Source organism: Clostridium sp. C8 (assembly GCF_001010885.1).
Lineage (GTDB): Bacteria > Bacillota > Clostridia > Clostridiales > Clostridiaceae > Clostridium > Clostridium sartagoforme.
In genome coordinates, this window is record NZ_LBMX01000040.1 from 59,884 (window position 1) to 74,796 (window position 14,913).

The following is a 14,913-nucleotide window of genomic DNA, read 5'->3' on the forward strand; positions in this document are numbered from 1 at the left end:
TTATTTATAAAAAAAGAAATATTGATACAAACTATAATTAAGACTTTTTTGCAAGAAGCAAATATATAATATAATGTACGAATAAATTAAAATTATGGGAGGTATAAATGTGTTCGAATTAAAGGGGAAAATTGCAGTTGTTACGGGAGCTTCAAGTGGGCTTGGAAAGGATGCAGCAATTGCATATGCTAAAGAAGGGGCTAATGTATGTTTATTAGCAAGAAGAGCTGAGAAAATAGAGGACTTAGCTAAAGAAATTGAAAGTTTAGGAGTAAAGGCTATTGCTCTTAAATGTGATGTTACTAAGGAAGAAGAAATTAAAACAGCAGTAGAAGCTATTATTAATAGGTTTGGAAGAATTGATATTTTACTGAATAATGCAGGAATAGCTGTACGTGGTGGTGTAGATACTCTTAGTGAAGAAGATTGGGATAAGAGTATGGATACTAATGTAAAAGGTATTTATTTAGTTAGTAAGTATGTTATTCCAATTATGAAAAATCAAAATTACGGTAAAGTAGTTAATATAAGTTCTATTAATGCGTTATTAGCAGATAAAAGTGATATATTTATTAGACACTCTTATAATGCATCTAAAGCAGCCGTTTTAGGATTATCAAAAGGTATGGCTGCATCTTATGCGAAATTTGGAATAACAGTAAATTCTATCTGTCCAGGTTTATTTGAATCAGAAATGACAGAAGATACATTATTTAAATCTCAAGAATTTTTAAAGAGCTATAATATGCTTTGTCCAGCATCTAGACCTGCTAAAAAGGGTGAATTAAATGGAACTATTTTATATTTTTCTTCTGACGCATCCAGTTATGTTACAGGACAACATATTGTGGTAGATGGAGGATTATCAATAGTTTAAAGTAGATAAAGATTTACCTCTAACTATTTTTCTTTGCAAAATATAAGAAGGGCGATTAATCGCCCTATATTTTCGTAATTTATCTTAGAATATTCTTTTGCAGTTGAGGAATGAAAAAAGAGAAGTTCGTTCAACAGAAGAACCCCATTTCTTATCATAAATACAGCTTATATCATCACCAATTAACTTTGCAGCTTTATATACTCCAGGTACATCGTAGTAAGACGCAACAACATAAAATATATTACTGATAGAATTATCCTGATAAAGTTGTAATCCTGCATAATATCTAGGATATTCCTTTAGAAGATATCTATTTAATGATTTACTAAAATCTATATAAGAAGATTCAAGTCCAGGTCTAACGACAATTCTATTTACATTATAGAAGAATTTTGTTGTTTTCATATTAAGCACCTCTTGAATAAAGTTGTTTTATTATAATTTATAATATGTAAAATGTTTGCTTAAAGTTCTTATTAGTTGAAATTTTATGTAACTATCTTCATTATTATAATAAATATATTTATTATAAATTTATTATAATAAGATAATATTATTAAAGAAATATCAATGGTATATACAATACTTGAAAATAATAAAGCTTATAGTATTAGGAAGGAGTTTGAGATGAAAAAGTTATTAGTGGTTATGTTTCAGTCACAATTTAGAAATGTAGAGATAGTAGTTGATGGAAGTCTTTGTGCTAGCTTTAATGAATCATTACATGAAAAGACTTTAGATGTAATAGAAGGATTACAGGGTAAGGTAGTAAATAGATAAATATAATGTTATAAAAATGACTAGTAAACTTATTAATTAGATAAGGGTATTAGTCATTTTTTAAAATATTTTATTACTATATGGGACAGTTAATCTTATAAATGAATACTATAAATACGAAAGGAGTTGGTTAAAAAGTGACTTTAGAAAGAATTGATTACTATAGAGACTTACAACCTTTATATGATCAATGTAAAAAAAATTTATATTATCATAGTATTCTAACAATGACAGATGGGAGTGTGGTGGATGGAATAATTGAAGATGTTGATAATGATAGTATTGTGGTTCTAGTGGGCGAAGATGTTATGGAGCAAGATGATAATGAACATAACAATCAACAAAGAGATTTCTATAGACGTCCTAGAAGGAGATATAGGCGTTTTAGGAGAAGAAGATTTCCTCTTGGTAATTTAGCAGCATTATCATTATTAGCATATCCTTTCTATGCACCTCCATATCCATACTATCCTTATTACTAGATAAAATACTTATTGGATAAAGGCTCTTGAAGGATTATTAATTAATAGTAAAAGGACTAATAATAACTGGAAGTTATCTTTTGTAAGATGATATCTCCAGTTATTATTTTGTAAAAAATCACTCCTCAAAATAATCTTTTACAAAACTTAAGGTTTCGTAAGAAATTTTTATAAGAGTTGTAAGGTGTGTAATTTAAAATTAGCACCATAAGGTTAGAAGAGGAGTGCGAAATATGAAAAGGAAATTAAAGAGATTTCTAATATTTATTTTAATAAGTTTTGGAGTGTTATATTTATCAAAAAATGATATTTTATCTATAAAGGATTTACTTTTTGATGGAAATAATATTAATACAAATAATTATGCTAATACAAATGATTATTTACTATTAGTAAATAAAAATTATGGGTTAAGTAAAAATTATAAACCTGAAAATTTAACTATTCCTAATATAAAATTTACCAATTTAGTAAATAATGAAGAAAAGCATGTTTCAGAAGTTATTATTAAACCATTAGAAAACTTAGTGAATGAAGCTAAGAATGAAGGTATAATATTATTAGGTAATTCTGGATATAGGTCATATAACTCACAAAAGAATCTTTTTAATAATAGAGTAAAATCTCAAGGATTAGAAAATGCTGAATCATATGTAGCTAAACCAGGATTCAGTGAGCATCAAACTGGGTTATGTATTGATATTACAAATGAAAATGAATTTTTAATTCAAGGAACTAAAGAAGGAGATTGGCTTGAAAATAATTGTCATAGATTTGGATTTATTATAAGATATCCTTTAGGAAAGGAAGATATAACAGGGATTGAGTATGAGCCTTGGCACATAAGATATGTAGGGGAAGAGGCTGCTAAATATATATATGAAAATAAAATTACTTTAGAGGAATATTTAGAAAAGTAATTATTTAATATGGAGGATAAATGAATAATAATATTTTAGTAATAGATGATGAAAAGGAAATAAGAGATTTATTAGAAATAAATCTTAAGAATGAAGGTTATGAAGTTTTTAAAGCAAGTAGTGGAGAAATAGCTTTAGAAATATTAGATAAAGAGGAAATTCATTTAATGGTTCTAGATATAATGATGCCAGGAATGGATGGGTTAGAAGTTTGTAGGAAAGTAAGGCAAAAGTATAATATACCAATACTTATGTTAAGCGCTAAAACAGAAGATATGGATAAAATACAAGGAATTATGACAGGTGCTGATGATTATGTATGTAAGCCATTTAATCATTTAGAACTTACAGTTAGGATAAAAGCATTGCTTAGACGAGCATACTTTTTAAATACTAAGATTCAAAACTTGGAGAATATAATAAGAATCGAATCAATGGTTATAGATAAAAGTAAGCATAAGGTAACAATAGATGATAATGAAGTATCTTTAACAGCAAGAGAATTTGAAATTTTATATTTATTAGCAATAAATAGGGGAAGGGTTTTTAGTACAGAAGAAATATTTGAAAAGGTATGGAAAGAAAGATATTATCAATCTAACAATACTGTAATGGTACATATGAGTAGGCTTAGAGATAAGTTAGAGCAATATATGGAAGGAAATAAAATAATTCACACTGTATGGGGAGTTGGTTATAAAATTGAAAAATAATAAGATATATAGAGTAATACTATCTTCAGTAGCTGATATAATAATTTCTTTAATCCTAACTGCCTTAACGTTTTTTATCTTGAAAATAATATTAAATTATCTATATAAAAATACTGAATATGAATTTGTACAATATATTTGGGCCTTTTGGAGGTTTATAAAGTATAGGGTTTTTGATGGATTTATAGCTATAATCATAGGAGTGTCAATATTTATAATTTTTTATTTATTAATAACGTATAAAAAAACTAAAAGTTTAGTAGACATAATAGAGCAGACTGAAATAATAGCCAAAGGAGACTTAGATAAGTCAATAGAAGTTAATTTTAAAGGAGATATGAAAGTATTAGCGGAAAATATAAATAGTATTTCAACTAAGTTAAAAAATAGAACTGTAGAAGAAAGAATAGCACAAAAAACTAAAAACGACTTAATAACAAATGTTTCACACGACTTAAGAACACCATTAACTTCAATAATGGGATATTTAGAGATTATAGATAGTGATAAATATGGAGATGAGCTCAGGCTTAGATATTATGCTAATATAGCATATGAAAAGTCAAAAAGCTTAAATTTACTTATAAACGATTTGTTTGAACTTACTAAAATGCAAAATAATACCATTAAACTAGATAAAAGTGATATTAATTTAGTTGAGCTGTTAGGTCAAGCGGTGGCTTATTTTGAGTGGCAATTTAAAAATTCAAATATGGAATCAAGAGTTGACTTTTCAAATGATAAGTTAATAGTTAATGCAGATGGAGAAAAATTAGTTAGAGCATTTGAAAACTTGCTTACTAATGCAATTAAATATGGTCATGATGGACATTATGTTGATATAGTTACAATGGCTGAAAAAGAGATGGCTATAATTCAAATTATAAATTATGGGCAATCTATACCATCAGTAGAGTTACCTTATATATTTGATAGATTTTATAGAATAGAAAAATCAAGAAATAGTAATATAGGAGGCTCTGGATTAGGCTTATCAATAACAAAAAATATTATAGAGCTTCATAATGGAACTATATCTGCATATAGTGATGATTATAAAACTATATTTGAAGTTAGATTACCAACAAAAGTACAAGAGGTATAAGGATGGAGGACAATATGAAAGATAATAATAAAATAAATAAGTTAACTAATATACTATTTATAATTTATTTGATTGCATTATTTTGGATTATAGTATTTAAATTTAATGTACAATTACCTCCTTTAAGAAATATGAGAAGTATAAACTTAATTCCATTTAGTGAACCTTTAATATTAAATGGTAAACTTGCTTTTAGCGAAATTATTATGAATATAGTAATTTTTGTACCGTTTGGTATATATGCAGGAATTTTGTTTAAAAGATGGAGTACTGCAAAGAAAATTTTCTTGTTTTTCTTAATTAGTTTGATATGTGAAGTATTTCAATTTATATTGAATGTTGGGGCTTCTGATATTACGGATATAATTAACAACACTTTAGGTGGAATAATTGGAGTATTGATATATATAGGTATTGAAAAAATATTGAAAAACAGTGTTAAGGTAGACAAAGTTATAAATGTAATCGCAACAATAGGAACTATCTTAATGATTCTATTTTTATTAATACTAAAGATGAACAAACTATGGATATTTAGAAAATAAAACTGTATATATTACTAATAAATCACCCAAAAATCCTAGCAATAATTTGCTAGGATTTTTAATACAACAAACTATATAATTTATAGCTTGTAAAAAGTTTCATATTTTCATATTTTTATAAATTTACTTTTGATAAATTGAGATTTTAAATACCTTTCTTTATTAAATGAAACTATATTTTACTATTTATATAAAAATACATAAAAATAGATTCTAATAATATTTTTTAATATCTTGATAAATATTATTTATAATGTATAATTGTGATATTATACATTATAAATAATATTATAAGAATTACAAGGGAGAAATAAAATGAATATCATTATAGTTGGTGCTGGTAAGGTAGGATATACTTTAGCTAAATATCTATCTATAGACGGGGACAATATAACTATTATAGACAATAAAGATATGGCGTTAGAACATATTAATAATAGTTTGGATGTAATGTGTGTTAAAGGCAACTGTACAAGTCTTAAAGTACTTAATGAGGCGGGGATAAGAGAAACAGATTTATTAATTTCTGTAACTGAGAGTGATGAGTTGAATATGCTTTGTTCCCTTGCATCAAAAAAGTTAGGAGTCAAACATACCATAGCAAGAGTGAGAACTCCGGGATATGATGAAGATATAACGCTACTAACAGCAGCAGTAGGCATAGATTTAGTTATAAATCCTGAAAAGGCTGCAGCAGTAGAAATAGCAAAATTAATAAAATATCCATCAGTTTGTAGTATAGATGATTTTTCAGATGGAAAAGTTAACTTGGTTGGATTTAAAGTATCAGATGATAGTGATCTTGAAGGAAAACAAATAAGTGATATAAGATTTATAAGAGGAAATGTTCTTTTTTGTGGAATTGAGAAAAATGATGAGTTCATAATGCCGAGAGGCGATTATATATTTGAAAAGGATGATAAGGTATACGTCATAGGAGAACATAAGGATATACAAAATTTCTTTAATAAGCTTGGGAAATATAAGAAAAAAGTAAAAAGAGCTATGATTGTAGGCGGAAGCAAAATAGGATATTATCTTGCAAAAATCATAACTGAAGCTGGGGTGAATTGTAAGATAATAGAAAGAGATGTTAAAATATGTGAACAACTTAATGATCTACTACCAAATTCTATAATAATAAATGGTGATGGTATGGATGAGGAGTTATTATTATCAGAAAACTTACTTGAAGTTGATAGTTTTATAACTTTAACTGGACGAGATGAAGACAATATAATAGCATCACTTTTAGCTTATAATAAATCAGTTGATAATGTAATAACAAAAATAACAAGAGATAATTATAAGGATATAGGAAAAGCTGTAGGAATAAATTCTATAGTAAATCCAAAGTTAGTTACTGCATATAAGATTTTAAGATACGTAAGAGCTTTAAAAAATAAGAAAAAAAGTTTCATAGAAAATATATATAGGATATGTAATGATAAAGCAGAAGCAATAGAATTTATAGTAAATAGTGATACTAAAAATATAGGAGAAAAATTTAAAGATATTAAATTTGGAAAAGATACATTGGTTGCAACAATTGTTAGGAATAATAAAATAATTATTCCAACTGGAGATGATTATTTAAAAGTTAACGATAGAGTTATCATAATAACTAAGAATATGAAGGTTTTAAATATTGATGATATCTTCTCTGGAGGTGATAAATGGTATGAACTATAAAATAGTTCTAAAAATTATAGGTAATGTATTAGTATATGAAGCATTACTTTTATTACTTCCATTTGCAATAGCTTTAACCTATTCAGGTGAAGATGCTAATTCATTTTTAATAACAATTGCAATTACACTAATTGTAGCTTTAGTGTTACGTAATATAAAAATTAAAGATAAAAGTATGTACGCAAAGGAAGGCTTTTTGACAGTTGGACTAGCATGGATAGCTATTGCAGCATTTGGTGCCTTACCATTTGTAATTAGTGGATCAATTCCATCATACATAGACGCCTTTTTTGAAACTGTATCAGGATTTACTACAACAGGAGCAACTATACTTACTGAAGTAGAATCTTTGCCAAAGGGAATATTATTTTGGAGAAGTTTAACTCATTGGATAGGTGGAATGGGTTTTCTGATTTTTGTATTAGCATTAGTGCCAACTATTGGATCTAATAGTATTCATTTATTAAAAGCGGAAAGTCCAGGACCTAATCCAGGAAAAATTGTTCCAAAGATAAGGGAAACAGCTAAAATACTATATATTATATACTTGGTGTTAACTATTATTCAAACTATACTGTTAATACTATCGGGTTTATCAGTATATGATTCTGTAATACATGCATTAGGAACAGCTGGAACTGGAGGCTTTTCTAATATGAATTTAAGTGTTGGAGCTTTTAATAATCCAGCAGCTGAATGGATTATTACAATATTTATGATAATATTTGGAGTGAACTTTTCACTGTATTTTCAATTAATAAAAGGAAATATCAAGGGATTCTTTAAAAATGAAGAATTAAAGTATTACTTGCTAATAGTTTTAGTATCTATCGTGTTTATAGCAATAAACATAATAGATTTTAATAATGGAAATATAGGATTGTCAATAAGGCAATCATCATTCCAAGTTGCATCTATTATTTCAACAACTGGATATGCAACAACAGATTTTAATTTGTGGCCATCTCTAAGTAAAACTATAATAATGATACTTATGATAGTGGGAGCAATGGCTGGTTCAACAGCTGGTGGAATAAAGACTATAAGATTAGTAATAATGCTAAAAGCTGTAAGACGTGGAATAGATAAAATACTTCATCCAAAAAGAATACAAAGTGTAAAAATAGATGGTAAAGTAGTAGATGAAGAAACAATATCAGGTGTATTATTATTTATAGCAGCGTATAGCGTAATATATCTAATAGCTTTATTTATAGTTTCATTTGATGGTTTTGATTTAGTTACTAATATTACATCAGTATTGACTGCCATAAGTAATGTAGGACCTGGTCTAGAGATGGTAGGACCAATGGGGAACTTTTCTAATTTCTCAAAGTTAAGTAAAATTGTTTTATCTTTTTGCATGCTTGCAGGTAGATTAGAGATATATCCTATGTTAATTATGTTTAGTAAGTCAATTTGGAAAAGAACTTATTAAGAATAAAATCGTAGCATTCATTTTATTGAAAGCTACGATTTTTTATTCTTCATATATTTTTCATATTTCTCTGTTATTATGAAATCTTAGAAAATATTATATATGATAATAACATTAAGAGTATTAGAATAATAATTTTTATATATTTAGAATAAAAACAAGAATAAAATAATTACATAATAAATAATTTGATTTTATAACTAGTAAATAATTTAAAATTATAATAAAATATCAGTAAAAGCATAAGTTTTTCTGTTTTTTATTGTAGAAAAAAACAGAAAATAAGTATGAGAATGGAAAAGGGTTTTGAAAGATTAGAATTAAAAAAATTATGAGAGGGGGGATGTTATGGAGGAAAAGTTGAAAAAAGGAATTATTATTTTTATAATATTTTTAAGTACGTTTTTTTATTTTAAGATGACGGTAAGAGCAGATTCACATAAAAAAATATTAATTTTAAATTCTTATAGCGAGGAATTACAGTGGGTTAAAGATATACAAGAAGGAATAGAAGATGTATTACAATATAAAAATGAAGTATTTTTATATTATGAATATATGGATTTAAAGAATAATAATGGTGATATGTATATAGACATGCTATATGATTTTTATAAAGAGAAATATAAAAATACTAAATTTGAAATGATAATTTGTACGGATAATGATGCATTAGAATTTATGGTGAAATATGGAGAAGACTTATTTGGAAAAACGCCTGTTATATTTTGCGGAGTAAATAACTTTACCAAAGATATCCTTAAAGGAAAGACTAATTATACTGGAATCGTGGAAGAAATAAATGTAAAAGAAACAATATTAAGTATGATGTATTTACAAAAGGATATTAAAAATGTAGTAGTAGTATATGATAATAATACTACAGGAAAAATAAATGAAGAATTAGTAAGAAATTCAATAGTAGATTTAGAGCATGATATCAATTTTTATTTTTATAAAGATATGCAGCCAAAAGAATTATTAGATGAAATATATATATTAGATAATAATACTACTGCAATATTAGTAATTGGGCAATTTAAAACTGATGATGGAAAATATATTCCATATGAAAAAAATAAAAATTTCATATCGCAATTTAATGTACCAATTTATGTGTGTTGGGATTTTTTATTAAACGAAGAAGTGATAGGCGGAAAAGTCATAAAGGGATATGACCAAGGACAGTCGGCAGCAGATATGGTTATTAAAATATTAGATGGGCAAAAGATTGAGGATATACAAGTTAAAGAGGAAGATATTAGTGAATTTATATTTAATTATAATGCTCTAATAAAGTATGGAATTAATATAGAGGAATTACCAAGTGATTATAAAATAATAAATAAGCCATTTTCACTTTATGATTCTTATAAAATGCAAATACATATAATAATAGGAGTAATAATATTTTTATTAATATTAATAGGAATTCTTATTGCAAATATAAAGAGACGTATTATAACAGAGAAAGAATTAAATAGGAACTATGATGAGTTAAATGTTGTTTATGAAGAACTTGCAGCTATAGAGGAATCATTAGAGATGCAATATAATGAGGTACAAGCAAGTGAGGAAAGATATAAGCTTGCTGTTGATGGTTCAAACGACATAATATGGGAATATGATTTTATAACTAAAGAACATTATATTTCAGATAAGTTTGAAGATTTATTTGGATATAAATTAACTTATAATGAAAATCTAATGGTTACTTTTAAAAAGTTAATAATTGAAGAAGATTTAGATAGGGTTACAACTTTATTTGATGAACATTTAAATAGGAGATCTGAGTATTTTAAAGTTGAATGTAGAGTAAAAAACAATTTTAATGAAATTAAGTGGGTTCTAATAAGAGGAAAAGCATTAATAAATGATAAAAATACTCCAATAAAAATGTCTGGATCTATCACAGATATTACAGATAGAAAGAATATAGAAGAAAAAAATAAGTTCTTAGCTTTTTATGATCAATTAACAGGATTACCTAATAAACAAATGTTTTTAGATAAAGTTGACGATGCACTTCTTGTAAACTTACAAGAAGGATATAAAGGAGTAGTGTTTTTAGTAGATATCGATAATTTTAAATCTATAAATGATACATTAGGACACGATTATGGTGACGAAGTATTAAAATATATTTCTAAAATGTTTTTAAATACATTAAATACTGATGAATTTATATGTAAGCTAGATGCTGATGAATTTCTTATATTAAGATTGGGAGTAAAAAGTAGAGAAGATATAGATAAATTTGCTTTAAATATTCTTGATTTATTTAAAAAGCCAATAAGTGTAAAAGAAAAAAATATATTTATAACGGTAAGTATAGGAATTAGTATTTTTTTAAAAGATGCTTTTACAAAAAATGAGCTTCTTATGAATTCAGATATAGCAAAATATAAAGCAAAAGAAAAGGGAAATAATAGATATTTATTTTATAATGAGGATATGTCTAAGGAAATAATAAGAAAATCACAATTAATAGATGGTCTTAGAAGAGCTATTGATAAATCAGAATTCAAGTTGCTTTATCAACCACAAGTAAACTTAAGTGATGGTAGAGTTGAAAATGCCGAGGTTTTACTAAGATGGAATAGTGATGAATTTGGCAATGTTTCTCCAGGAGAATTCATACCTTTAGCAGAACAAACAGAATTAATAATATCTATAGGAAAATGGGTATTAATGAATACTTGCACACAAAGTAAGAAATGGATAGACATGGGACTATATCCAATAACAATAGCTGTGAATGTTTCAGTAGCACAACTTCATCAAGATGATTTTTTATATGAGCTAAAGAATATACTGGAAAGAACTAAATTACCTGCAGAATGTTTAGAAATAGAAATAACAGAAAGTATAGTTATGAGTAATATAGAAGAAAATTTGAAGATTCTTAATAAAATAAAGGATATCGGAGCTAAAATTGCCCTAGATGATTTTGGAACAGGATATTCATCATTAAGTTATCTAAGAGTACTTCCAATTAACAAACTTAAGCTTGATAAATCATTTATAGACAATATACATTTAAGTAGTCATGATAGAACAATAGTTAAATGTATAATTAGCCTTGCACATGAAATGAATATAATTGTAGTTGCAGAGGGTGTAGAATTAAAAGAGCAATTTGATATATTAAAAGAAATGGGATGTGATAAAGTACAAGGATATTATTTTAGTAAACCTATTTCTTGTGATGAATTTCAATTACTTATAAAGTGAAGAGTATAAATTTATGCTCTTCACTTTATTTTTATAAACAATTATGATATATAAATTTAATGTATATAAATGAATATAGATGAAATAAAAATACAAATACAAAGAATTATTATAAGTTCTATAATATATATTTGTACTCATATAGTAAAGTATAAATTACTTTTATGAATAAAAGAAGAAAGGGGAATTTTTTTATGAGCCAAAATATATCAAGAACAACCGAAAAAGTGTTGGGGATTATTGGTGGTATTTTAGGAATGTTCGGTGGAATATTTGCTTTGTTCTTAGGAGGTGTAGGTACAGCTATTAATGGAGATTCAGGTGGACTAGGGGGATTGGGGATACTAGCTTTTGTGTTTTCGATTTTAGGAATTGTAACTGCAATTTTAGTATCTTCAAAGCCTAAACTAGCTGGATGGGGATTAATTGTTTCGGCAGTTGGAATTTTTATATCTATTTCACTATTTGGAATAATACCGGCTATATTATTTTTAATTGCAGGAATTATGACTTTGATAAAAAAGGAAAATAAAGAAGGATAGGTTGGTAGAAATTACTTGCGTATAAACTTATATATTGAACATCATATAAATGTAGTTCAATATAAGGAGGAAGTAATATGAAAAATAATCCTGATGATAGAAGTGATAATGTAGAAAGAATTCAAAGGAATATTAATAGTACTTTAGAAAATATTAATTTGGCAAATGAAATGATGTCTAAAACAGATGATCAAAAGACAATTAAAGATTTAGAAGAAAGAAATCAAAGAAGAGAAAAGTCTCTTAAAGGTCTTAGGAAAGAAATAAAAGATGAAGCAATAGCAAATGAAATAAAAGAAGAAGTATTATCAAAAGAAATTTCTATTAAGTAAAATGAAAATTATAAAACAAGTAAAAAAGTCATTATAAAGAGAAGAAATTTATATCTTATCTTTATATATGGCTTTTTTTGATATTTTTATATGATTAATCATTTTAACATAAATGTTAGTTAAGCATATTAGTATCATTATTGCAGCACATATAGCAATGATAATTTAGTAGTTAGTATATATAATAGAACTATACAGTAAATTAACTTTCTGTATAGGAGGTAATAAAAATGGGAAAAAATGATATTAAAATTAGAAAAGCAACAAATCCAGATATTGATGTAATAGCTGATTTAATCTATTGCACAGAAGTTCATCCTGATTACGTTTGAGGGGGAGAATCTAAACAAGAAAGTTTAGATAACCTAAAATCACTAATAAAAACAAAAGGTTCAAGGTATAGCACTGAATATATAACAGTAGCAGAATTGAATGATAAGATATTAGGTGCAGTAATATTAATACCTTATGATGAATTAGATAGGTTAAGTATGAAGACTGATTTTAAGCAAATTCCTAAGATGGAAGGTTTAAGTGAAAAATTTTATTACTTAATCACAAGAATAAAATATATGATATTCAGAGAGTGTAGGAAGGGTAACTTGTATATATCTAATATTGCGACTAATGAAAAAGCAAGAGGTATGGGAATAGGCAAAAAATTAATGAAGTATGCAGAGCAAGTTGCTAAAAAAGAAGAGTATGATGGTATATCATTACTAGCAAAAGATGAAAAAGTAAGTAAGTTTTATGAAAAATTAGATTACGATAAAGTATTTGATAAAGTACTATTAGGTGAAAGAATAATAAAAATGGCTAAATGCTTTTAATTATATAAATCCCTTAGAATTTTTCTAAGGGATTTTTTATGTTATAAAGATTTTATATAAATGTTATAAATTATGAAAAGTAGTATGCTTCTTTAATATTTTAGTAGAAAGCTACTATTATCTAAAAGAGAAATACAAGTAATATCTAAAAGTTAGGATTATAGCTAATATTATATTTACTTTTATGATAAAATCAAAATATAAAGATAATAAATTTTTATTAGAGATGGAGTGGTAGATATGGATTATAGAGTGTTCGATGATTCAATAGTATTAAGATTAGAAAAAGGAGAAGAAGTTATAGAGTCTATTAAAAGTTTGTGTGAAAAAGAAAATATAGAATTGGGATCTATATCAGGTTTAGGAGCTTCAAATCATGTGGTTGTAGGATTATTCAAAATTGATGAAAAGAAATATTATTCAAATACATATGAGGAAGATTTTGAAATTACGAATTTAACTGGAAATATATCAAGAATGAACAATGAAGTATATTTACATATACATGGAACTTTTGCAAACTTCGAAGGTAAATGTATAGGTGGTCATTTAAATAAAGCAATTATAAGCGCTACAGCAGAAATAATAATAACAAAAATAAATGGATCTATGGGAAGAAAGTTTAATGAAAATATAGGATTAAATCTTATTGAATTTTAATATTTATGTTTAAGTATAGGGTGGAGAGATAAACAATAAAGGCATGGTAGCAATGAATTACTATGCCTTTTTTATATACTTTTGGATTATTATATCATTAATAAAATAATGAATTATATAAATTTATGAATTATTGGAAAAAATATATTGACTTTACTTTAACAAACATGTACTATTATATCACAATAGCATTGATAATCATTCTCAAAGAAAAGAGAATGAAAAAGGAGGATATATGAAAATTATTTATTGGAGTGGTACAGGAAATACTGAAGCAATGGCAAACTTAATTTTAGAAGGTATTAAGGATTCAGGAAAAGAAGGAGAATTAGTAAATATATCATCTACAGAGGTTAGGTCATTTGCTAATGAGGATTTACTTGTATTAGGTTGTCCGTCTATGGGAGATGAAGAGTTAGAAGAAGGAGAATTTTTACCTTTTCTAGAATCTATAGAAGGTGATCTAAATGGCAAAAATGTAGCTTTATTTGGTTCATATGGATGGGGATCTGGTGAATGGATGGAAAAGTTTGAAGATAGAGTTAGAGAAGTAGGAGCAACTTTACCGTTAGATTCATTAATAGTTAATTATACCCCAGAAGGTGAAGAAGCAGAGAGATGTAAAGATTACGGAAAACAAATAGCCAAGCTTATTAATTAGGCACAATAATAGTTTATTATATGACTTCATATACAACATAAATTAGTATATATTAATTTAATATATAACATTTTTCTCATAAATCAATTTAATTTGTTA

At 26.1% G+C, this 14,913-nt stretch carries 15 protein-coding genes and 1 pseudogene; 15 read left to right on the forward strand and 1 reads right to left on the reverse strand.

Annotated elements, in window-relative coordinates; genetic code table 11:
- The first annotated feature begins 109 nt into the window (after positions 1-109).
- A complete protein-coding gene (locus tag AAT22_RS05520) occupies positions 110-877 on the forward strand; it encodes a glucose 1-dehydrogenase (RefSeq protein ID WP_047000523.1) in 768 nt (255 codons plus the stop codon).
- Between the two features lie 84 nt (positions 878-961).
- Here the strand turns inward: AAT22_RS05520 and AAT22_RS05525 are convergent, their stop codons facing one another.
- Positions 962-1,285 (reverse strand): hypothetical protein, encoded by a 324-nt coding sequence (locus AAT22_RS05525; protein ID WP_016208601.1) that lies wholly within the window; start codon positions 1,283-1,285, stop codon positions 962-964.
- A 237-nt stretch (positions 1,286-1,522) separates the two neighbouring features.
- Between AAT22_RS05525 and AAT22_RS05530 the strand changes: the two are divergent.
- From AAT22_RS05530 to AAT22_RS05595, 14 genes and pseudogenes are all read left to right on the forward strand, one after another.
- Positions 1,523-1,660: pseudogene (locus tag AAT22_RS05530) on the forward strand (cysteine hydrolase); the annotation flags it as partial.
- Positions 1,661-1,797: 137 nt separating this feature from the next.
- Positions 1,798-2,142, forward strand: a complete 345-nt coding sequence (locus AAT22_RS05535) for a hypothetical protein (protein WP_047000524.1) — start codon at positions 1,798-1,800, stop codon at positions 2,140-2,142.
- A gap of 233 nt (positions 2,143-2,375) precedes the next feature.
- Entirely contained in the window at positions 2,376-3,062 is a 687-nt protein-coding gene (locus AAT22_RS05540) for a M15 family metallopeptidase (protein WP_047000525.1), read from the forward strand.
- 20 nt (positions 3,063-3,082) lie between these two features.
- Positions 3,083-3,775 (forward strand): response regulator transcription factor, encoded by a 693-nt coding sequence (locus AAT22_RS05545; RefSeq protein WP_016208597.1) that lies wholly within the window; start codon positions 3,083-3,085, stop codon positions 3,773-3,775.
- On the forward strand, positions 3,765-4,880 hold the full coding sequence (locus tag AAT22_RS05550) for a HAMP domain-containing sensor histidine kinase (RefSeq protein WP_016208596.1): 1,116 nt from the start codon (positions 3,765-3,767) through the stop codon (positions 4,878-4,880). Before AAT22_RS05545 ends, AAT22_RS05550 begins: the two co-directional genes overlap by 11 nt.
- A 14-nt stretch (positions 4,881-4,894) precedes the next feature.
- A complete protein-coding gene (locus AAT22_RS05555) occupies positions 4,895-5,425 on the forward strand; it encodes a VanZ family protein (RefSeq protein WP_047000563.1) in 531 nt (176 codons plus the stop codon).
- Between the two features lie 315 nt (positions 5,426-5,740).
- Positions 5,741-7,117 carry a Trk system potassium transporter TrkA gene (gene trkA / locus AAT22_RS05560; protein ID WP_016208594.1) on the forward strand — a complete coding sequence of 459 codons (1,377 nt, stop codon included), beginning with the start codon at positions 5,741-5,743 and terminating at the stop codon, positions 7,115-7,117.
- On the forward strand, positions 7,107-8,555 hold the full coding sequence (locus tag AAT22_RS05565) for a TrkH family potassium uptake protein (protein ID WP_016208593.1): 1,449 nt from the start codon (positions 7,107-7,109) through the stop codon (positions 8,553-8,555). The genes trkA and AAT22_RS05565 overlap by 11 nt, the downstream gene beginning before the upstream one ends.
- Before the next feature lie 348 nt (positions 8,556-8,903).
- A complete protein-coding gene (locus AAT22_RS05570) occupies positions 8,904-11,789 on the forward strand; it encodes an ABC transporter substrate binding protein (protein WP_047000526.1) in 2,886 nt (961 codons plus the stop codon).
- 194 nt (positions 11,790-11,983) lie between these two features.
- On the forward strand, positions 11,984-12,331 hold the full coding sequence (locus tag AAT22_RS05575) for a DUF4064 domain-containing protein (protein ID WP_047000527.1): 348 nt from the start codon (positions 11,984-11,986) through the stop codon (positions 12,329-12,331).
- Positions 12,332-12,408: 77 nt separating this feature from the next.
- Positions 12,409-12,663: a small acid-soluble spore protein Tlp gene (tlp, locus tag AAT22_RS05580; RefSeq protein ID WP_047000528.1), complete on the forward strand. Its 255-nt coding sequence runs from the start codon at positions 12,409-12,411 to the stop codon at positions 12,661-12,663.
- A gap of 413 nt (positions 12,664-13,076) precedes the next feature.
- Positions 13,077-13,493 carry a GNAT family N-acetyltransferase gene (locus AAT22_RS05585; protein ID WP_347456890.1) on the forward strand — a complete coding sequence of 139 codons (417 nt, stop codon included), beginning with the start codon at positions 13,077-13,079 and terminating at the stop codon, positions 13,491-13,493.
- A 240-nt stretch (positions 13,494-13,733) separates the two neighbouring features.
- A complete protein-coding gene (locus AAT22_RS05590) occupies positions 13,734-14,153 on the forward strand; it encodes a PPC domain-containing DNA-binding protein (RefSeq protein ID WP_016208589.1) in 420 nt (139 codons plus the stop codon).
- Between the two features lie 235 nt (positions 14,154-14,388).
- Positions 14,389-14,814 (forward strand): flavodoxin, encoded by a 426-nt coding sequence (locus AAT22_RS05595; protein ID WP_016208588.1) that lies wholly within the window; start codon positions 14,389-14,391, stop codon positions 14,812-14,814.
- Positions 14,815-14,913 lie beyond the last annotated feature (99 nt).